A 21316-nucleotide genomic window follows, 5' to 3' on the forward strand; every position below is an offset into this window, starting at 1 on the left:
GCCGTCATGTCTGTCTATACCACCATCACCCCCGATGCCCTGAGCCCGTGGCTGGCGCGCTACAACGTTGGCGAACTGGTCGGGCTCAAGGGCATTGCTGCCGGCATCACCAACACCAACTACTTCGTCACCACCACCCGGGGCCGCTTTGTCCTGACCGTGTTCGAAGTGCTCCGGCTGGACGAGCTGCCGTTCTACCTCAACCTGATGCACCATCTGGCGCGCCATGGCGTGGCGGTCGCCTCGCCGGTCGCAGACCGCAATGACGCATTTGCCAGCCTGCTGGCAGGCAAGCCGGCCTGTCTGGTGCACTGCCTGCCCGGACAAGACGTCAGCACGCCCGGTGCCGGACAGTGCGCGCAGGTCGGCCAGCAGATGGCCGCCATGCATCAGGCCGGCAACACGTTCGCCATGCGCATGGACAACCCGCGCGGCCCGGTCTGGTGGCATGCCACGGCACAGCAGGTCTACGAATACATGGACGCAGCCGATGCCGCGCTGCTGCGCCAGGAACTGGACCTGCAAGCGGCCCAGCAGCACCTGCACCTGCCGCGCGGCGTGATCCATGCCGACCTGTTCCGCGACAACGTGCTGTTTGACGGCGAACGGATTGCCGGCTTCATCGACTTCTACTACGCCTGCAACGACGTGCTGCTGTACGACCTGGCCATTGCCGTCAACGACTGGGCCATGCTGCCCGACGGCGACCTGGACGCCAGTCGCGCCCGGGCGCTGATCGGCGGCTACCAGAGCGTGCGTCCGCTGACCGAAGCCGAACGGACTGCCTGGCCGCTGATGCTGCGGGCGGCAGCCATCCGGTTCTGGGTATCGCGCCTGTACGATTTCTACCGGCCTGCCGAGGGCGAACTGACCTTCGCCAAAGACCCCAAGGCATTCCAGCGGGTGATCGAGCATCACCGCCAGCGCCAGGACTTCTGGCTGGACTAGGCCGCCGGCGCAGCCACCGCGCACAGCCCCTCCGGGTGCTGTGCGCTTTTTTTTTGCATTGTCCCGACAGAATCCGCCTGCCGCGCCACGCCCTCAGACAGATGCCCCGCTCCACGCCCGGCCAGCAGCAGAAAATTGCTGCCAGCCGATCATTTCACTGCAATGCAGCATCAAAAATATGGTCAGGCCATTTGCATCGGCAGAAATTGCCCATAGAATGCGCGACAGCCAGATTAATGCATAAACAATAATCTACTGGCACATGCAGTCACATGGAATGCAACACAGGAGAACATAGAGAGTGGAACGTCGCGCCTTTCTGAAAAAAGCCTCGGTCGCCGGCCTCGCTGCCGGTACCCTGGCCGCCCCCGCCATTGCCGCTGCCGAACCGCAGATCCGCTGGCGGCTCGCCTCGAGCTTCCCCAAGAGCCTCGACACCATCTACGGTGGCGCCGAAGACCTGGCCAACCGCGTCCGCGAGATGACTGACGGCAAGTTCGACATCCGTGTGTTTGCCGGCGGTGAAATCGTCCCCGGCCTGCAGGTGCTGGATGCCGTCAGCAACGGCACGGTCGAAATCGGCCATTCGTGCAGCTACTACTACGTCGGCAAGAACAAGGCCTTTGCCTTCGACACCTCGCTGCCGTTCGGTCTGACCGCCCGCGAGCAGAATGCCTGGATGTATTACGGCGGCGGCGAAAAGCTGATGGCCGAGCTGTTTGACCAGTACAAGATACTGGCCTTGCCGGGCGGCAATACCGGTGCCCAGATGGGCGGCTGGTTCCGCAAGCCCATTACCTCGCTGGCCGACCTCAAGGGCCTGAAAATGCGCATTCCCGGCATCGGTGGCGAAATCATGGCCAAGCTCGGTGCCGTGCCGCAGACCCTGTCGGGTGGCGACATCTACCCCTCGCTGGAAAAGGGCACCATCGACGCCGCCGAATGGGTCGGCCCGTATGACGACGAAAAACTCGGCTTCTACAAGATCGCCAAGTACTACTACTACCCAGGGTTCTGGGAGCCGGGTCCGCAGGTGTCGTTCTATATCGGCAAGGAAGCCTGGGCCAGGCTGCCCAAGGCCTATCAGGCCGCACTGCGCTGCGCGGCAGCCGAAACCAACGTCAAGATGCTGGCCGACTACGACGCCAAGAACCCGGCAGCGCTGGCCCGCCTGCTCAAGCAGGGCGTGAAGCTGCAAAAGTATCCGGACGACGTGCTCAAGGGTGCGTTCAAGGCTTCGGAAGAGCTGTACGCAGAAGAATCGGCCAAGAATCCGCTCTTCAAGAAGATCTATGCCTCGTGGGCTCCGTTCCGCAACAACGAGGCCCGCTGGATGAGCATTGCCGAAGCCCCGCTGGAACGCTTCATGCAGGCCAATCCGCTCAAGGTCAAGTAAGCCACCGGGCCACTGCACGCGACCACTTTGCCGGTGGTCGCGTTTTTTGCCTTGCGCCCCGCTGGCACAAAGGTATGACCAATTACCCCGATGCGCGCAGGGATGCTACCCACGCTCCTGCGCCCGACGCCTGATGGAATCCCCATGCACTCCGCTCTGTGTCTTTCGCGTCTGATCGACGCGCTCAACGACAAGGTGGGCCGCCTCCTGATGTGGCTCATCCTGTCCATGACCCTGCTCAGTACCGGCAACGCCCTGATCCGCAAGTTTTTCGACTACAGCTCCAACGGCCTGCTCGAAGCGCAGTGGTACATGTTCTCCGCCGTGTTCCTGCTCGGTGGTGCCCATGTGCTGCTGCACAACGAACACATCCGAATCGACCTGCTGGCCAGCCGCTACTCACCGCAAACCCGCGCCTGGATCGACATTTTCGGCACGCTGGTGTTCCTCCTGCCGACCGTCACCATGGTGCTGTGGCTGGCCCTGCCCGGCTTTCTCGAGTCGTTCCGGCTGCAGGAAGTCTCGGCCAACCCGGGCGGCCTGCTGCTGTGGCCGGCCAAGCTGCTGATTCCGGCCGGCTTCATCCTGCTGCTGTTGCAGGCCGTATCGGAAATCATCAAGCGCATCGCCTTCCTGCTGGGACGCATTGACGACCCGCTGGAAAAGCACGTGCAGCCGACAGCCGAAGAAAACCTGATCGCCGAACTCAAGCGCCGCGAAGACGCTACCCCCAAGGGAGCCGCTGCATGAACCACGCATCCTCCTCCCGCTGGGCCCCGACCATTTTCGGTGTGCTCACCCTGGTGATCGCTGCCCTGATCACCTCCATGCTGCTCGGCTATTCGCTGGCCGACACGCTGGGTCATACCCATCCGGTCCTGAATGCCCTGCGCCACAACATGGCCCCGGTCATGTTCGTGTCGATGGTGCTGTTCCTGCTGCTGGGCTACCCGGTCGCGTTTGCACTGGCCGCCTGCGGCGTGATCTTCGGACTGATCGGCATCGACCTTGGCATGCTCCAGCCGTCGCTGTTCCGCGCCATGCCCGAGCGCCTGTGGGGCGTGATGAGCAATGACACCCTGCTGGCCATCCCGTTCTTCACCTTCATGGGCCTAATCCTAGAACGCAGCGGCATGGCCGAGGACCTGCTGGATACGGTCGGCCAGCTGTTCGGACCGGTGCGCGGCGGCATCGCCTACGCGGTCATCCTGGTCGGTGCCATGCTGGCCGCCACGACCGGCGTGGTGGCCGCCAGCGTGATCTCGATGGGACTGATCTCGCTGCCCATCATGCTGCGCTACGGTTACGACCGGCGGCTGGCCTCTGGCGTGATTGCCGCTTCCGGCACGCTGGCCCAGATCATTCCGCCATCGCTGGTGCTGATCGTGCTGGCCGACCAGCTGGGCCGCTCGGTGGGCGACCTCTACAAGGGTGCCTTCCTGCCCGGTTTCATCCTGGTAGCCTGCTACATCGCCTACGTGATGGTGATGACCTGGCTGCGCCCGCTGTCGGCCCCGGCCCTGCCGCCGGAAGCCCGTGCCCTGCGCGAAGCCAACGGCAACAGCGGCAACCGCTCGCTGGCCGTGCTGACACTGGTGTCGCTGCTGCCGGCACTGTGGTTTGCCGGCTCGCGCCCGGCCGAAGCGCCGCTGGACGAAACCGTGGTGCTGTCGATCATGCTGGGCATCGGCGTGGCCTTCGTGCTGGCTGTCCTCAACCGGGTGTTCCGTCTTGGCCTGCTGTCGCACATGGCGGAAAAAACCACCTTCGTGCTGATTCCGCCGCTGGGACTGATTTTCCTCGTGCTGGGCACCATTTTCATCGGCATTGCCACGCCGACCGAAGGCGGTGCCATGGGTGCGACCGGTGCCCTGCTGATGGCACTGGCACGCAAGCGGCTGGATACCGACCTGTTGCAGCAGGCGATGTACAGCACGGCCAAACTGACCACCTTCGTGGTGTTCATCCTGATCGGTGCCCGGGTCTTCAGCCTGACCTTCTACGGCGTGGACGGCCATGTGTGGGTGGAAGAGCTGCTGCACAGCCTGCCGGGCGGACAGATGGGCTTCCTGATTGCGGTCAATGCTCTGGTGTTCGGGCTGGCCTTTTTCCTCGACTTCTTTGAACTGGCCTTCATCATCGTGCCGCTGCTGGCTCCGGTTGCCGACAAGCTCGGCATCGATCTGGTGTGGTTCGGCGTCATTCTGGCGGTGAACATGCAGACTTCGTTCATGCACCCGCCATTCGGGTTCGCGCTGTTCTATCTGCGCAGTGTGGCACCGGTCAAGGATTACACCGACAAGATAACCGGCCGCGTGATCGAACGGGTCCGTTCGGGCCAGATCTACCGCGGCGCCATTCCTTTCGTGGTGATCCAGCTGGTCATGGTGGGCGTGCTGATCGCCTTCCCGGAAATCGTCCAGGTCGGACTGGACAAGCCGGTGGATACCAGCAATGCCACCCTGACCGACGAACTGGCCCTTCCTGCCGAAGACCTGTCGATGCCGGAGCCGGACGGCAGCATTCTGGACGCCGTGCCGGACGGCAGCGAAAGCACACCCGACGACACGCCGAAACCCTAGCCTCCGGCAACTGGCTGGCTACGCCAGCCTTGCCCCCCATGCATGCCCTTCAAGCGCCGACACCCGTGTCGGCGTTTTGCTTTTTACGGCCGCACCGCTGCCCGGTGAGTCAGCCATGACACATGTAAGGTCTTGTAAGTTCTGGACTGGCAGGTGATTGCTAGCATCCCGACGAGATATGCCTACGTACTTTTCATGCAAACCAGAGTCTGGCTTAACTTGAAGGACACCTGTCATGAACAAAACCCATCGTATCGTCTGGTCGACCGTCCGGCAGGCCTATGTTGTCGCCCATGAATTCGCCACGGCCTGTGGCAAGCCCGCAGCCACCCGGGTTGCCGCAGCCTGTGCCGCCAGCCTGCTTGGCACCACGCCGGTGCTGGCTGACTGGATTGACCTGCCCAGCAGCACGATAACCACCATAGTGAATGCCGGGGATCGCGTCATCCTGCCGGCAGGAGAATCAATCGACGTATCTGACGGCCCGGCAGTCCGGATCACCGGTATCCAGAATGGAATGATCACCAGCTCGTTTGTCAACGATGGACATATCCACGCCAGCGGGGCATACACGGCCATCGAAATCGACAGCAACACGCTGGGCGGGTTCGTAAACCACGACCATATTGCCGGCAGCAACGGCGGAGTCCTGTTTTCCGGAACCAACGTACTGGGTGTCCAGAACAGCGGTAGGGTTGAAGGCTTCACCACCCACGGTATCGAGTTCCGCCACGCCACGCTGAACACGATCACCGAAGACTCCACAGTCTTCATCAACGAAACCGGCGGACATGTATCCAGTGCCAACCAGAGTGCGCTGGACATCAATACCGGCTCCACGGCCTATGGCGACATCATCAACCAGGGGAACATGGGTGGTGGTAAGCATGCCCTGAGCATCCGGGATTCGACCGTCTACGGCCAGATCCTCAATGAAGGAACCATGCTCGGCGCCACCAGTTCCATCCTGATCTCTGGTTCGACCATCACAGGTCCGGTAGCCGATGCGGCCGGAAACAGGGTTGCCATTGAAAACAGCGGTCTGTTGCAAACCGGCCTGGTCGTGGATGACTCGGTCATTAACGGCACCATCATCAACCGGGGAGTAATTGCCAGCGACACGCCACCAAATGGCGGCCCGGGTGACTCCCATGCTGTCAGCGTGCAGTCAGACAGCAGCATCACCGGCCTGATCAACGAGGCAACCGGGGTCATCAACGGAGGAGTGGCAGTAGCCGGCGCAGTCGGGACGGCCGGCCTGCTCAACGCCGGTACGATCAATACCCGGGTCGAAGGGCTGCTCTATCAGGACGGAGCCATGGCCGGCTCCATCCGCAACACCGGCACCATGACCGGTTTCCAGGCAGGCTGGGACGCTCTCCATGCCGAAGGCATTGTCGTCCTGAACGCACAGGTAGCGGGTGGCGTGCAGAATGCCGGCTTGATTGCCGGGGTCAACAGCGGCATCAGGCTCGACAATACGCAGATTACAGGCGGACTGCACAACGAGTCCGGTGCGACAATCACGCTGGCTCCCCTGCGGGATGATGATGATCCGTCGACCCGCCGGGGCAGCGCCATCCTGGTGAACGGCGGACAGGTAAGCGGCGGCATCATCAATGCCGGTACGCTGGATGCCTCAAGCGGCAGAAGCGGCATCGAGCTGGCAAACAATGCCGAGGTCAACGGGAATGTAGTCAACAGTGGCACCATTCATGCCTCGCTCGGCGGGGTGGTCGTAAGCGACAGCACCGTAAACGGCCTGATCGACAACCAGGGAACCATACAGACCGGGCATCTCAACAACCTCTACGTCAATGATATCAATGGCGTGCTGATTACCGGTGCCTCAACCCTGAATGGCGTCACCGGAGCAGACGGCAACAAGCTGGCAATCCGCAACAGCGGCACCATTACCAGCAATGACGGAGCCTCACTGAGGATTTCCGGCATTCCGGATCTGGCAGCCCCCCAACCGACAAGCGCCGGTTCCATGGGACCGGAGATGCCTCCTCTGACCATCCACGGCAACATCGTCAACGAAGCCACCGGTATCCTGGACAATAGCAACGGAGGCCAGGACGCGGTAGCGATCGAGTACGCCTACATTGATGGTTCTCTCATCAACAACGGAAAACTCCTCACCCGGGGTACCGGCATCAACATGAACCAGAGCTGGATTACCGGCAATCTGGTGAACAATGGTGAAATCCAGATGGATGGTGGTATCGCCATGACCATCAACAACACCTGGATTGACGGGCAACTGGCCAATAGCGGAAAGATTACAGGCAGCAGCGAGTCCTATGGGATCCAGCTTGAGAATGCCACGCTCTCCCAAGGATTCATGAATGCGGCAACGGGAGAAATAAAGAGCCTTGGCGATGCGTTGGACATTACCGATTCCACCATCACGGGCGGCATCCTCAATGCGGGCAGGATCGAATCCACCGACTCTGACGGCATGGATACCAACCACTTGATCTTGAATGGCAACCTCGACAATCAGGGCACCATTCTGGCCAGGGACAATGGCCTCGAACTGCAAGACTCGGTCATCCGGGGCTCGGTCCTCAACAGCGGCACCATCGTCGCTGGAAGAGACGGCATTCACCTGGACTGGGATGGTGATCCGATGACGGTCAGCGGCGACATCCGCAACAGCGGTCGTATCGAGGGGACAAACGGCTCCGCCATCCTGCTTGAACACGGCACCACCGTGCAGGGCGCCATCGTGAATACGGCAGCGGGCCGGTTGTTTGGCACCTACGCAGGCATTGAAGTCGATGGGGCCGTGCTGGCGGGTGGCATCGACAATGCCGGCCTGATTGCAGGGAACGACTACGGAATCGCCCTTGCCGATACAACGGCAGGAGGCATCCGGATCACCGGCGCCGTCAGGGCCGACTCTGCTGCCATCATCCTGACGGGCAACACTGACGCAGGTGGCCTGACGCTACAAGGACAGGCCGGCAAGCCGGCACTGCTGGACAGCCAAGGTTACGCTGTTCTGGTGGTCCAGCCCAGCCCGGCGCTGCGCTCACGCGATGAAGCACGGCTCGGCGGCATGACGATGGCAGGCCATACCGGTGTACATGGCGACATCTACGCCCCGGGTGAACGCGTGACCGTCACCGGCAAAGACAACTACCTCAGCGGGGCACTCGACATCAGGCAGCTGACGGTACAGGCAGGCGGAGAACTGATTCTGGACAAGCTGGAGTCGACCAGTGCCCGGAACACAATGCGCCAGGCGGGAATGGCCAGCGACGGGCTGCCCTTCCTCACGGATGCCCTGAAAACCGCCGATGGCGTGCAAAACAGCGGTCGCCTGGCACTGGCCCGGCCTGCGGACTACCGGATTACGGGTAACTATGCCCAGTCGGCCGACGCCACCCTCGCCGTACGGGCAACCGGCAACACCACTTACAGCAAGCTGAAAATCAGCAATACGGCGACGCTGGCCTCCGGCACCCGGATCGATGTCGACGTACGCCAGGACAGCGAAATCCGCGCCGGTGCCAGCAGTTCGGATACCCTGTTCAGCAGGAACCGGCTGCCCGGCGTGATCCAGGCTGCCCAGCTCGTCAGTGACGGCACGTTCCGCGTCAGCGACAATTCGGCCCTGTTCGACTTCAGCGCCGAAAAGACCGGCAACAATGTCGATCTGGTGCTCCAGAGGGCAGGAGGCGACAGCAAGTCGGTCTACCTTGAACAGATCGTCAGCGACCAGCAAAGCTCCGTTCCTCTGGCAAACCGCGGCGCAGCACGCGCGCTGGACCAGATTACCGACCGGCTGGTCAACACCGGCAGCGCCGGCGAAATGGCACCGGTGATCAATGCACTGGGCCGGATCAGCACGCAGTCAGGGCTGGCCCGCGCCGTCGAACAGCTGACGCCGGCACTGCATTCGGCCGCACTGTCAGCCGTCAGCGACAGCCTGGGCGCGATCAACCGCGTGGTGCAGGCCCGCATCGAAGGAAACCGTGGCCTGTCTTCCGGCGAAGAACTCTCCGGCGAGCGCTACGTGTGGGTCAAACCGTTCGGCTCCCATGCCAGACAGGAAGCCCGCAGCGAAACGGCCGGCTTTACCGCCAATACGGGTGGCATGGTGTTTGGTGCCGATACCGCCGTCCATCCGCGCTTGCGGCTCGGGGGAGCATTTGCCTATGCCCACAGCAATGTGGACGGCCTGTCGTCTTCAGCCCCGCAATCGTCCAAGGTCGACGTTTACCAGCTGATCGGCTACGGCAGTGTCCAGCTGGATGACATCACGGAATTCAACTTCCAGCTGGACGGCGGCCGCAACCGCAACAAGGGCGAGCGCCAGCTGCCGTTCATGAACACCATCGCCAGTTCCGATTACGACAGCACCAGCTATCACGCCGGGGCTGGTCTTGGCCGTACGTTTGCGTTTGGCAGCGGCATGAGCAATACCCCGTCAGTCCGCCTAGACTACACCCGGATCAAGGAGGATGCCTACCGGGAAACCGGAGCCGGAGCGGCATCGCTGGTTAATGATGCCCGCTCGGTCGAACAGCTGCTGCTGGCTGTGGATAACCGGATCACGCTCCCGCTGGACGAGCGCCAGTCGGTAGCCCTCAACTTTGGTGCAGCGTTCGACCTGATGAACGACGGCGCCCAGCTGACCTCGGCCTTTGCCGGCGAACCCGGTGCCGTATTCTCCACCCGGGCCACCGATCAGAGCCGCTGGCTGTGGCGCGCCGGTCTGGGTTACACCCACAAGGCCGATACCGGCAAGGGCGGACTGGAAATCACCGGCCGCCTAGACGGAGAATGGCGCAAGGGCGGTTACAGCAACGGCACGGCATCCGTCAAAGCCCGTTACGCATTCTAGGGAGGGTGGCTTGACGCCTGACAACAGGTCTTTTGATGGCGGCGGCTTGGTCCGCCGCCTTTTTGCTGCGGCCCTGGCCGGCCTGCTGGCAGGTTGCGCCAGCCAGCCCGGCATCATTGGCAACGGCCTCCAGCCAGACACCTTGCCGGGCGCGCGTTTCGAGGCCAAAACGCTGGCCGGCGACGGCCTGCCCGTCCGCTACTGGCAGCCGGTCGGTCCCCTGACGGAAAAACAGCTGGTTGTTTATCTGGAAGGTGACGGCCGGGCATGGGCCAGCCGTACCATCATTTCGGCTGACCCGACCCCGGTAAAGCCACTGGCCATGTGGCTGGCCCGTGCTGACGGGCGCCCGAATGTCGCCTACCTCGCCCGCCCTTGCCAGTATGGCGGTGCCGGCCAGTCTCCTTGCTCGCCCCGCTACTGGAGCAGCCACCGCTTTGCCCCCGAAGTGGTCGCTCGCCTTTCGCAGGCACTGGATGCCCTTAAAACCGCCACGAGAGTGACTTCGTTCGAGCTGATCGGCTACTCCGGCGGCGGTGCGCTGGCTGTCTTGCTGGCTGCCCGGCGCCATGACGTCGCTGCCCTGCAAACGATTGCCGGCAATCTTGACCATGCAGCCTGGAGTGCGTGGCACGGTGTTTCGCCTTTGAGCGGTTCACTCAATGCAGCAGAAGCCTTGCCACAGATTGCCCGTCTGCCGCAAACCCATTGGGCCGGTGTACAGGACCAGGTTGTCCCTCCTGCGCTGACCCGTGTCCTTCTGGCACGTTATGGTCTGGAAGGACAGCTGCACATCGTGGAGGCCGGGCATCTGGAAGGCTGGCTGCAACAGTGGCAACACGGAAATACCCCTGCACGCTGACATGACGGCCGACAGACCCCGCCGCAGGAAGAATACAGCCAGCCCGGTCGGGCTGGCTGTCACTACCTGGACCCCGGCTGATGCCGGCAGCGCCTTGCAGCCAAGGAACAGGAACCGCCCGCAAGACGGCAAAAGCCGGGAAACATGTCCCGGCCCGGGTCATTTTTCGACAAAGGCACGTTCAATGGCGTAATCGGCCGGTTCACCCATGCGCGGGGACTCGCGAAAACCCATGCCGTCCAGCATCACGCACAGGTCGTGCAGCATGGACGGACTGCCGCAGATCAGCACCCGGTCCTCGGACGGGTTGAGCTGGGGCAAACCCAAGTCATGGCACAGTTTGCCGCTGGCGATCAGGTCGGTCAGCCGGCCCTGGTTGCGGAACGGCTCCCGCGTTACCGTGGGGTAATACACCAGTTTTTCACGCACCATGTCGCCAAAAAACTCGTTCTGCGGCAGTTCTTTCTCGATGTAGTCGTGGTAGCCCAGCTCGCTGACCCAGCGTACGCCATGTGTCAGGATGACTTTTTCGTAGCGTTCATAAATGTCCGGATCCTTGATGATGGACATGAACGGCGCCAGCCCGGTGCCAGTGGACAACAGGTACAGGCGCTTGCCCGGCAGCAGGTTGTCCTGCACCAGCGTACCGGTCGGCTTGCGGCTGATCAGCACCGTGTCGCCTTCCTTGAGATGCTGCAACCGCGAGGTCAGCGGGCCGTCCTGTACCTTGATGCTGTAGAACTCCAGGTTTTCCTCGTAGTTGGAACTGGCAACGCTGTACGCACGCATCAGCGGCTTGCCGTCGACTTCAAGGCCGATCATGACGAACTGGCCATTGATGAAGCGCAGCCCCGGATCGCGGGTGCAGGAGAAGGAAAACAGCGTGTCGTTCCAGTGGTGAACGGACAGGACACGCTCGGCAGTCATCGAAGCGGGAATGGCCATTGCAGCAACAATCATCGTTTTTGTCGGAATGGCCGGATTGTAGGCATACCGGTCTGGCCGGTTAATGGGGAATGGCGATATCGCTTATCCATATAGTCGATAGGGATATATTTAATTCCATAAGCATTTCCACTGACGTCCGATCAGGCAAACCAGGGCGCCTGATGCCAGTCCAGACCCTGCCCGTCTTTCACGGACAGCACCGGCCTGACTGCCTCCGGCCATGCAATCGCCAGCACGGGGTCATTCCAGCGCAGGCACACTTCTGCTGCCGGCGCGTAATAATCCGTGGTCTTGTAGAGGAATTCGGCCGACTCGCTCAAGGTCAGGAAGCCGTGGGCAAACCCGGCCGGAATCCACAGTTGCCGCCGGTTGCCGGCAGACAACTCCACACCGACCGACTGGCCGAATGTCGGTGAGCTTTGCCGCAGATCAACGGCCACGTCCCACACCGCGCCAGCCACACAGCGCACCAGCTTGCCCTGGGCATGCGGTGCCTGCTGGTAATGCAGTCCGCGCAACACGCCGCGTGATGAACGGCTGTGATTGTCCTGCACGAACTCCACCGGGTAGCCAATGGCTTCTTCAAAACGCTGCTGGTTGAAGCTCTCGAAAAAGAAACCCCGCTCATCCTCGAACACGCGCGGCTCGATGATCTTGACTTCGGCAATCGCCGTATCGATGACTTTCATGGTCTTGTACCTGTCCTGAAGGTCCGCCGCTCTGGCGGGCGATACCGGATGAATGCTATGCCAGCAGGCGCAGCAGGTATTGCCCATAGGCATTTTTCTGCATCGGCGCCGCCAGTGCCGCCACCTGCTCCGCATCAATCCAGCCGGCCTGATAGGCAATCTCTTCCGGACAGGCAACTTTCAGGCCCTGGCGTTTTTCCACCGTGGCAATGAACTGGCTGGCTTCCAGCATGGACTCGTGCGTACCGGTATCCAGCCATGCGTAGCCGCGTCCCATGGTTTGCACGTCCAGCAGCCCCTGACGCAGATAGGCGTTGTTGACGTCGGTGATCTCCAGCTCGCCACGCGGCGACGGGCGGACTTCACGGGCGATGTCGACAACCCGGGAATCATAAAAATACAGACCGGTCACGGCATAGCCGGACTTGGGCCGTACGGGCTTTTCCTCGATGGACAGCGCCTTGCCGGCAGCATCGAACTCCACCACCCCGTAGCGTTCCGGATCCTGCACGTGATAGGCAAACACCGTGGCACCGTCATGTTGCCGACCGGCATCCGTCAGCAACCGGACAAAATCGTGGCCGTAGAAAATGTTGTCGCCAAGCACCAGCGCCGACGGCGCTCCGGCCAGAAAATCCGCTCCGATCAGGAAAGCCTGCGCCAGCCCGTCCGGACTGGGCTGGACCGCGTACTGCAGGTTCATGCCCCACTGGCTGCCGTCCCCTAGCAGGCTCTGGAAGCGCGGCGTATCCTGCGGCGTGGAGATGATCAGCACGTCACGGATCTGCGCCAGCATCAGGGTGCTGAGCGGGTAGTAAATCATCGGCTTGTCATAGATCGGCAGCAGCTGCTTGCTGACTGCCAGCGTGGCCGGATACAGGCGGGTACCGGAACCGCCGGCCAGGATAATGCCTTTACGCTGCATCAAAACCACCGTTCAGGAAGATTGCAGGCTTGCCAGTACCTGTCTGACTCCGGACTGCCAGTCCGGCAGCCACAGTTGCAGGTCAGCCTGGATTTTCCGGCAGTCCAGCCGGCTGTTGGCCGGCCGGACTGCCGGCAAGGGATAATCGGACGTTGCGATCGGCCGGATCGCTGTTTCGGTCGCCCGCAGGGACCAGCCCAGCGCCCGGGCAATCCGGACCACCTCGCAGGCATAACCATGCCAGCTGGTTTCACCCTGGCCCGCCAGATGGTAGGTCGCTCCTTCATCAGGCCAGTGCCGGACCAGATGAGCGGTCACGTCGGCAATCAGGCTCGCCGGTGTCGGCGCACCTGTCTGGTCGGCCACGATCGCCAGCTGCTCACGCTCCGCTGCCAGCCGCAAGACGGTTTTCAGGAAATTGTGCCCGTGCGCACCGAACACCCAGCTGGTCCGCACAATCACCGGAGCACCGCCCGCGACACGGACGGCTTCCTCTCCGGCCCACTTGCTCTGGCCATAGACCGACAATGGATGTGCGGGATCGGTTTCGTCGTACGGTCGCGAGGCCAGACCGTCAAACACGTAATCCGTCGAATAGTGCACCAGCCTTGCCTGCCGGTCGGCGGCCCATTGCGCCAGCACCCCCGGCAGGACAGCATTCACCTGCCACGCAGCGTCCGGCTGCTGTTCGGCCAGATCCACAGCAGTCCAGGCGGCAGCATTGACGATCAGCCGGGGCCGGAAAGCGTCCAGCAGCGGCAGGATCGACGAAGGTTGCTGCAAATCGGCTTCGTGTCGCGTGATGGCCAAGACCTCGCCGAGCGGCGCCAGGGCGCGCCGCAACTCGAAACCGACCTGTCCATTGGCTCCGGTCAGCAGGATCCGGGGAGGCATCACGCCGCGGCTCCGTAGTGCTGCGCCAGCCAGTCCCGGTAGGTGCCGCTGGTGACATTGGCAACCCACTGCGGGTGTTCCAGATACCAGCACACGGTTTTTCTCAAGCCAGTGTCGAATGTTTCTGCCGGACGCCAGCCCAGCTCGCGGGCCAGCCGGCCGGCATCAATGGCATAACGGCGGTCATGCCCAGGCCGGTCGGTGACAAAGGCAATCTGCAGGGCGTATGGCTGACCGTCAGCCCGGGGAGAAAGTTCGTCCAGCAAAGCACAAATGGCCTGCACGACTTCCAGATTGGTTTTTTCGTTCCAGCCGCCGATATTGTAGGTCGCACCTGCTGCCCCTTGGGCCAGTACGCACCGGATGGCACTGCAATGGTCACCGACATACAGCCAGTCCCGTACCTGCTGGCCGTCACCGTATACCGGCAGCGGTTTGCCGGCCAGAGCGTTCAGGATCACCAGCGGAATCAGCTTTTCCGGAAAGTGGTACGGACCGTAATTGTTGCTGCAATGGGTGGTCAGGACCGGCAGGCCATAGGTCTGGTGCCAGGCACGGACCAGATGGTCGCTGGCCGCCTTGCTGGCTGAATAGGGACTGTTCGGCTCGTAGCCGTGCGCCTCGGTAAACGGAGCTGCACCGGGTTCCAGGCTGCCGAACACCTCGTCTGTCGACACGTGCACGAAACGGAAAACGGCCTGATCCCCGGCAGGCAGTGCCTGCCAGTACTGCCGTACCGACTCCAGCAGGCTGAACGTGCCGACGATATTGGTCTGGATGAAATCGGCCGCACCATGGATCGAGCGGTCTACATGGCTTTCGGCCGCAAAATGGATGACGGCACGCGGCTGGTGTGTTGCCAGCAACTGCGTGACCAGCGCGTTGTCGCCGATGTCACCGCGCACGAATGCATGGCGGGCATCTCCCTCCAGTGACTGCAGGGTTTCCAGATTGCCGGCATAAGTCAGCTTGTCGAGATTGACGACAGGCTCATCCGACTGCGCCAGCCAGTCGAGTACGAAATTGCTGCCGATAAAACCGGCTCCACCGGTTACCAGGATGGTCATTGGCTTGCTTACTCCACCGTTACGCTCTTGGCCAGATTACGCGGCTTGTCGACATCGGTACCGCGCGCCAGGGCCACATGATAGGCCAGCAATTGCACCGGGATGGCATGCACGATCGGCGACACCAGACCTACATGCCGTGGCGTGCGGATCACGTGGACACCGGCTGATGCCTCGAAGTGGCTGTCCGCGTCGGCGAACACGAACAGCTCGCCGCCACGGGCACGCACTTCCTGCATGTTCGATTTGACCTTTTCCAGCAGGCTGTCGTTGGGAGCAATCACCACGACCGGCATCTGCTCGTCCACCAGCGCCAGCGGCCCGTGCTTGAGCTCGCCGGCCGGATATGCTTCGGCGTGGATGTAGGAAATTTCCTTGAGCTTGAGCGCACCTTCCAGCGCGATCGGATAGTGCAGGCCGCGCCCCAGGAACAGCGCGTCGTTCCTGACGGCAAACTGCTCGGCCCACAACTGGATCTGCGGCTCCAGGTTCAGCGCATGCTGGATGCTGGCCGGCAGGCTGCGCAGCTCTTCCAGCGCATGGGCCTCCTGTTCGGCCGTCAGGCGCTGGCGCAGTCTGGCCAGCACGCCGGCCAGCAGAAACAGGGCCACCAGCTGGGTGGTGAACGCCTTGGTGGACGCCACGCCGATTTCCGCACCGGCGCGGGTATAGAACACGAGGTCCGACGCGCGCGGGATGGCCGATTCGGCCACGTTGCAGATCGACAGGGCTGTCCGGTGCCCCAGCTGGCGGGCGTACTTGAGCGCCTCCATGGTGTCGAGCGTCTCGCCCGACTGCGAAATGGTCACGATCAGGTAGTCCGGGTCCGCCCATGCGTTGCGGTAGCGGTATTCACTGGCGATTTCCACGTCGCACGGCAGGTTGGCCAGGCTTTCGATCCAGTATTTGGCGGTCAGCCCGGCGTAATAGCTGGTGCCGCACGCCAGGATCTTGACGCCGCGCACCGTGGCCAGCCGCGCCGGAGCTTCGGCCCCGAACAGGGCTGCATCGAATCCGGCGGTCTGCGCCACTTCCAGCGTGTCGGCCACCGCCTTGGGCTGCTCGTGGATTTCCTTCTGCATGAAGTGGCGGTACGGACCCAGCTCCAGCGAAGCCAGCGACACCTCGCTTTGCCGCACCGGCCGCTCGACCGGCTCGCCGTCGGCATTGGTCAGGCTGATGCTGTCGCAGGTCAGGCGTGCCACGTCCCCCTCTTCCAGAAACACCACGCGCCGCGTGGCACTCAGGATGGCCGAAACGTCGGAAGCGACGAAGTTTGCCTGCTCCCCCAGACCGATCAGCAGCGGGCAGCCCATGCGTGCCACCACCAGTTCGCCCGGCCGGTCCTGTGCCATCACGCAGATGGCGTAGGCACCCGACAACTCGCGCACGGCCTGCCGCACGGCTTCGAACAGATCACCGCAAGCCAGATAATGCCGATGGATCAGGTGGGCAATCACCTCGGTATCGGTCTGCGACTCGAAGGCATAGCCGGCCGCAGCGAGCTCGTTACGTCTGGTTTCATGGTTTTCGATAATGCCGTTATGCACCAGTGCAATCAGGCCGCCGGAAACGTGCGGGTGGGCATTGGGCTCGGTCACGCCTCCGTGGGTAGCCCAGCGGGTATGGCCAATGCCCAGGCATCCGCTCAGTCCTTCGGACCGGGCGGCAGCTTCCATCTCGGCCACACGGCCGACCCGGCGTACCCGGCGGATGCTGTCCCCGGCAAGGATGGCCAGCCCCGAGGAATCGTAGCCGCGGTATTCCAGCCGCTTGAGGCCGTCGATCAGCAGCGGCACGATGTTCTGGCGGGCAATCGCCCCGACAACTCCACACATTGGCAGTCTTCCTACACGTTGCAATGCCACCCTTGCGGGTGGCATGTTGAAGATTCAGGCGCACATTGTAGCAAACCCGTTACGCCCCATCGCCTCAGCCCTTTTGCGGCCGCTTCCAGCCGCTCAGGCTCAGCTGTTTCGCCCGGGCCAGCGTCAGCGCATCGGCCGGGGCCGTTTTGGTAACAACCGATCCGGCGCCCACCGTAGCGCCGTGCTCCAGCGTCACCGGAGCCACCAGCATGGAGCCGGAGCCGACGAAAACATCGTCCTCGATCACCGTCCGGAATTTATTGACGCCATCATAATTGCACGTCACGGTTCCGGCACCGATATTGACCCGGCTACCCACCGTACTGTCGCCCAGATACGTCAAATGGTTGGCCTTGCTGCCGGTCCCCAGCTGGCTGTTCTTGATCTCGACAAAGTTGCCGACGTGCACCGATTCGGCCAGCTCGGCGCCTGGCCGCAGCCGGGCGAACGGACCGATGCGGCCATTGCGGCCGACCCGTGCACCGTCCAGATGACTGAAAGGTGCCACGCGGGTTCCTGCGTCCAGGGTGACATTACGGAGCACGCAGTGGGCACCGATTTCCACACCGTCACCCAGTTCGACCCGGCCTTCGAACACGCAGCCGACATCAATGCTGACATCACGGCCGCAGTGCAGTTCGCCGCGCAGGTCGAAGCGTGCCGGATCCAGCAGGGTCACGCCCTGGTCCAGCAGGCGGCCGGCTTCGTTGCGCTGGTAGATGCGCTCGAGTTCGGCCAGTTGCCGCTTGGAGTTGATCCCGGCAGCCTGCCATGACTGTTCCACCGGTACGGCAGTCACCGCCAGGCCATCGGCCACTGCCAGCCCGATGACATCGGTCAGGTAATACTCACCCTGGGCGTTGCGGTTATCGAGAGCAGCCAGCCAGCCAGCCAGCCGGGACGCCGGCAGCACCATCATGCCGGTATTGATTTCACGGATGGCTTTCTGCCCGGGGCTGGCATCCTTTTCCTCGACGATGGCCCGCACGGTTCCGTCCGGCTGACGCACCACACGACCATACCCGGCGGGATCGTCCGGCGTGTCGGTCAGCAGCGACAGGGATTCGCCGGCGCGCTCAACCAGGGTGCGCAGGGTGTCGGCCGTGACCAGAGGTACATCACCATACAACACCAGTACCTGCCCTTCGGCCGGCAGACAGGGCAAGGCCATGCGGAGTGCGTGGCCGGTTCCCAGCTGTTCGGCCTGCTCGGCCCAGACAATGTCATCAGCATCGGCAAAGGCCGAACGGACTGCCTCGCCCCCGTGACCATAGACCACGCACAGGCGGGCGGGATGCAGTTGCCGGGCGGTATCGATCACCCGGCCGAGCATCGGTTGCCCGGCCAGACGGTGCAGGACCTTGGGCAGGTTCGAATACATGCGTTTGCCGCGACCGGCGGCGAGAATCACGATACTGAGAGAAGTCATGGATAGAGTCGGAAATCGGGTTCAACAAAGCAAAAAGGCTGTTATCGCAAGGATAACAGCCTTCTCTGGCGGGACCATACCGGCCCGGTCCGTAACGGGCTCAGTGCACGCGACGACGCAGGTAGTCGAGCGCCTTGAGTTCGGCGATGGCGGTCTTCAGCGCCTGGCGCGCCGCAGCCGTTTCCCGGTCATCGGTAGCCTTCTCGAGCGCGGCTTCGGCAGCTTTCTTGGCTGCTTCGGCACGTGCTTCGTCGATCTCGTCACCGCGAACGGCGACATCGGCGAGGACGGTGATGGCGTCCGGCTGGACCTCCATCAAACCGCCCGAGACAGCGACGATGACTTCTTCGGCCTGACCCGGTACGCGAATGCGCAACGGGCCGGGCTTGATGCGGGTCAGGAGCGGCACGTGGCGCGGATAGACACCGAGCTCGCCCATCTCTCCCGGTGCGACCAGAAACTCGGCTTCACCCGAATAGATCTGCGCTTCGGCACTGACCACTTCCACATGCATCGTACTCATGGCCTACCCCTTTTACAGCGACGCGGCTTTTTCAACGGCTTCTTCGATGCCGCCTACCATGTAGAACGCCTGTTCCGGCAGGTGGTCGTATTCGCCGCTGAGGATGGCCTTGAAGCCCTTGATGGTGTCCTTGAGGGACACGAACTTGCCCGGGCTGCCGGTGAACACTTCAGCCACGAAGAACGGCTGCGACAGGAAGCGCTGGATCTTGCGGGCGCGGGCCACGGTCAGCTTGTCGTCAGCCGACAGTTCGTCCATGCCCAGAATCGCGATGATGTCACGCAGTTCCTTGTACTTCTGCAGGGTCATCTGCACGCCACGGGCCACGCTGTAATGCTCGTCACCCACCACGAGCGGGTCAAGCTGGCGCGAAGTCGAGTCGAGCGGGTCCACGGCCGGGTAGATACCCAGCGAGGCAATGTCACGGCTCAGCACCACGGTAGCATCCAGGTGGGCAAAGGTGGTGGCAGGCGACGGGTCGGTCAAGTCATCGGCAGGCACGTACACGGCCTGGATCGAGGTGATCGAACCGGTCTTGGTCGAAGCCACGCGTTCCTGGAACTTGCCCATTTCTTCGGCCAGCGTCGGCTGGTAGCCCACGGCCGACGGCATGCGACCCAGAAGGGCCGACACTTCGGTACCGGCCAGGGTGTAGCGGTAGATGTTGTCCACGAACAGCAGCACGTCACGGCCTTCGTCACGGAACTTCTCGGCCATGGTCAGGCCGGTCAGTGCCACGCGCAGACGGTTGCCCGGCGGTTCGTTCATCTGGCCGTAAACCAGCGCCACCTTGTCGAGAACGTTCGACTCCTTCATTTCGTGATAGAAGTCGTTGCCCTCGCGGGTACGTTCACCCACACCGGTAAACACGGAGAAGCCGCTGTGCTCGATGGCGATGTTGCGGATCAGTTCCATCATGTTCACGGTCTTGCCCACACCGGCGCCGCCGAACAGGCCCACTTTGCCGCCCTTGGCAAACGGGCACAGCAGGTCGATCACCTTGATGCCGGTTTCCAGCAGTTCGGACGAAGCGGAAAGCTCGTCGAACTTCGGAGCGGCACGGTGGATCGGCATGCGCTCTTCGGTGGCCACCGGACCGAGTTCGTCGATCGGGGTACCAAGCACGTCCATGATGCGGCCCAGTGTTGCGGTGCCGACCGGCACCGAGATGGCGGCACCGGTGTTGGTCACCGGCAGGCCGCGCTTGAGGCCGTCAGAGCTGCCCATGGCGATGCAGCGCACGACGCCGTCACCGAGCTGCTGTTGCACTTCCAGCGTCAGGCCAGTGCTTTCGACCTTGAGGGCGTCATAGACCCTGGGGATGGAATCGCGCGGAAATTCCACGTCGATCACCGCACCAATGATCTGTACGATTTTGCCTTGGCTCATTGTTCAAATCCCAATTAAGTAATCCGTTCGCAGCGCATTACACCGCGGCAGCGCCAGCGCAGATTTCCGACAGTTCGGTCGTAATCGCGGCCTGACGGGCCTTGTTGTAAGTGAGCTTGAGTCGCTCGATCGCCTGGGCCGCGTTGTCGGTAGCGGCCTTCATGGCCACCATCCGGGCGGACTGCTCGCTCGCCATGTTCTCGCTGACCGCCTGGTAGACGACGGACTCGAGATAGCGGCGCACCAACACGTCCAGCACGCCACGCACGTCCGGCTCGTAGAGGTAGTCCCACGAATACGGGAACTCGCTCTCCAGCTCTTCGGTCTTGAGCGGCAGCAGCTGTTCGACACGCGGCTCCTGCTTCATGGTGTTGAGGAACTTCGAATACACGATGTGCAATTCGTCGATCTCACCGTCGAGATAGGCGCGAACGATATGAGAGGCCGGGCCGAGCAGCTTTTCCTGCTGCGGCGTGTCGCCCAGCTGGGTGGCGCTCGACACGACCTTCATGTCCAGACGGGTCAGCGCGGCATAGCCTTTCTGGCCAAAGCAGCAGACATCCACTTCGATGCCTTGCTCGGCCCAACGCTCTGCGTACTGGTAGAAAGTACGCAGGGCATTGGCATTGAGACCGCCGCACAAACCCTTGTCCGTCGTGACGAGAATCACGCCGACGCGCTTGACCACATCGCGCCGCTCCAGTGCCGGATGCTTGAAGTCCGGGTTGGTCTCGGCGACATGCGCCATGACTTCACGGATCTTTTCGGCATACGGACGGGCGGAGCGCATGCGCTCCTGCGTCTTGCGCATCTTCGACGTCGCAACCATCTGCATCGCGCGGGTGATCTTTTGCGTGCTTTGCACGCTCTTGATCTTGCTGCGAATTTCCTTGCCGACTGCCATCTCCCAATCCTTTCAGTGTTGACGTCTGTGAGGA

Annotated in this window: 16 protein-coding genes; 6 read left to right on the forward strand and 10 right to left on the reverse strand. The window is 62.5% G+C overall.

Features of this window, described 5'->3' with window-relative positions; all coding sequences use genetic code 11:
* The first annotated feature begins 6 nt into the window (after window positions 1–6).
* The 6 genes from G542_RS0100340 to G542_RS15445 all read left to right on the forward strand — a co-directional run bounded on the left by G542_RS0100340 (window position 7) and on the right by G542_RS15445 (window position 10646).
* Window positions 7–948 carry a homoserine kinase gene (locus tag G542_RS0100340; RefSeq protein ID WP_012698427.1) on the forward strand — a complete coding sequence of 314 codons (942 nt, stop codon included), beginning with the start codon at window positions 7–9 and terminating at the stop codon, window positions 946–948.
* A gap of 301 nt (window positions 949–1249) precedes the next feature.
* The gene (locus tag G542_RS0100345; protein WP_012698428.1) at window positions 1250–2344 is read left to right on the forward strand and encodes a TRAP transporter substrate-binding protein; all 1095 of its coding nucleotides are present in this window, start codon (window positions 1250–1252) and stop codon (window positions 2342–2344) included.
* 144 nt (window positions 2345–2488) lie between these two features.
* Window positions 2489–3094, forward strand: a complete 606-nt coding sequence (locus G542_RS0100350) for a TRAP transporter small permease subunit (RefSeq protein WP_012698429.1) — start codon at window positions 2489–2491, stop codon at window positions 3092–3094.
* Window positions 3091–4926 (forward strand): TRAP transporter large permease, encoded by a 1836-nt coding sequence (locus G542_RS15440; RefSeq protein WP_027823102.1) that lies wholly within the window; start codon window positions 3091–3093, stop codon window positions 4924–4926. Before G542_RS0100350 ends, G542_RS15440 begins: the two co-directional genes overlap by 4 nt.
* 235 nt (window positions 4927–5161) lie before the next feature.
* Complete coding sequence (locus tag G542_RS0100360) at window positions 5162–9784, forward strand: autotransporter domain-containing protein (RefSeq protein WP_027823103.1); 4623 nt, start codon at window positions 5162–5164, stop codon at window positions 9782–9784.
* Window positions 9785–9830: 46 nt separating this feature from the next.
* The gene (locus G542_RS15445; RefSeq protein ID WP_051189821.1) at window positions 9831–10646 is read left to right on the forward strand and encodes an alpha/beta hydrolase; all 816 of its coding nucleotides are present in this window, start codon (window positions 9831–9833) and stop codon (window positions 10644–10646) included.
* 159 nt (window positions 10647–10805) lie between these two features.
* Here G542_RS15445 and G542_RS0100370 read toward each other — a convergent pair whose 3' ends face one another.
* From G542_RS0100370 to atpG, 10 genes are all read right to left on the reverse strand, one after another.
* Window positions 10806–11591 carry a ferredoxin--NADP reductase gene (locus G542_RS0100370; protein ID WP_027823104.1) on the reverse strand — a complete coding sequence of 262 codons (786 nt, stop codon included), beginning with the start codon at window positions 11589–11591 and terminating at the stop codon, window positions 10806–10808.
* 143 nt (window positions 11592–11734) lie between these two features.
* On the reverse strand, window positions 11735–12283 hold the full coding sequence (gene rfbC, locus G542_RS0100375) for a dTDP-4-dehydrorhamnose 3,5-epimerase (RefSeq protein WP_027823105.1): 549 nt from the start codon (window positions 12281–12283) through the stop codon (window positions 11735–11737).
* A gap of 55 nt (window positions 12284–12338) precedes the next feature.
* Window positions 12339–13208, reverse strand: coding sequence for a glucose-1-phosphate thymidylyltransferase RfbA (rfbA, locus tag G542_RS0100380; protein ID WP_012698436.1), 870 nt, complete (start codon window positions 13206–13208; stop codon window positions 12339–12341).
* 12 nt (window positions 13209–13220) lie between these two features.
* Window positions 13221–14102 (reverse strand): dTDP-4-dehydrorhamnose reductase, encoded by an 882-nt coding sequence (rfbD, locus tag G542_RS0100385; protein ID WP_190273258.1) that lies wholly within the window; start codon window positions 14100–14102, stop codon window positions 13221–13223.
* Window positions 14102–15169, reverse strand: coding sequence for a dTDP-glucose 4,6-dehydratase (gene rfbB, locus G542_RS0100390; protein WP_012698438.1), 1068 nt, complete (start codon window positions 15167–15169; stop codon window positions 14102–14104). The genes rfbD and rfbB overlap by 1 nt, the downstream gene beginning before the upstream one ends.
* 8 nt (window positions 15170–15177) lie before the next feature.
* Window positions 15178–17007 carry a glutamine--fructose-6-phosphate transaminase (isomerizing) gene (glmS, locus tag G542_RS0100395; protein WP_012698439.1) on the reverse strand — a complete coding sequence of 610 codons (1830 nt, stop codon included), beginning with the start codon at window positions 17005–17007 and terminating at the stop codon, window positions 15178–15180.
* A 94-nt stretch (window positions 17008–17101) separates the two neighbouring features.
* Window positions 17102–18466 (reverse strand): bifunctional UDP-N-acetylglucosamine diphosphorylase/glucosamine-1-phosphate N-acetyltransferase GlmU, encoded by a 1365-nt coding sequence (gene glmU, locus G542_RS0100400; protein ID WP_027823106.1) that lies wholly within the window; start codon window positions 18464–18466, stop codon window positions 17102–17104.
* Window positions 18467–18566: 100 nt separating this feature from the next.
* Window positions 18567–18989, reverse strand: a complete 423-nt coding sequence (locus G542_RS0100405; protein WP_012698441.1) for a F0F1 ATP synthase subunit epsilon — start codon at window positions 18987–18989, stop codon at window positions 18567–18569.
* Window positions 18990–19001: 12 nt separating this feature from the next.
* A complete protein-coding gene (atpD, locus tag G542_RS0100410) occupies window positions 19002–20378 on the reverse strand; it encodes a F0F1 ATP synthase subunit beta (RefSeq protein ID WP_012698442.1) in 1377 nt (458 codons plus the stop codon).
* A gap of 37 nt (window positions 20379–20415) precedes the next feature.
* Window positions 20416–21282 carry a F0F1 ATP synthase subunit gamma gene (gene atpG / locus G542_RS0100415; protein ID WP_012698443.1) on the reverse strand — a complete coding sequence of 289 codons (867 nt, stop codon included), beginning with the start codon at window positions 21280–21282 and terminating at the stop codon, window positions 20416–20418.
* Window positions 21283–21316: the final 34 nt, after the last annotated feature.

This window comes from Laribacter hongkongensis DSM 14985 (assembly GCF_000423285.1).
Classification (GTDB): Bacteria; Pseudomonadota; Gammaproteobacteria; order Burkholderiales; family Aquaspirillaceae; genus Laribacter; species Laribacter hongkongensis.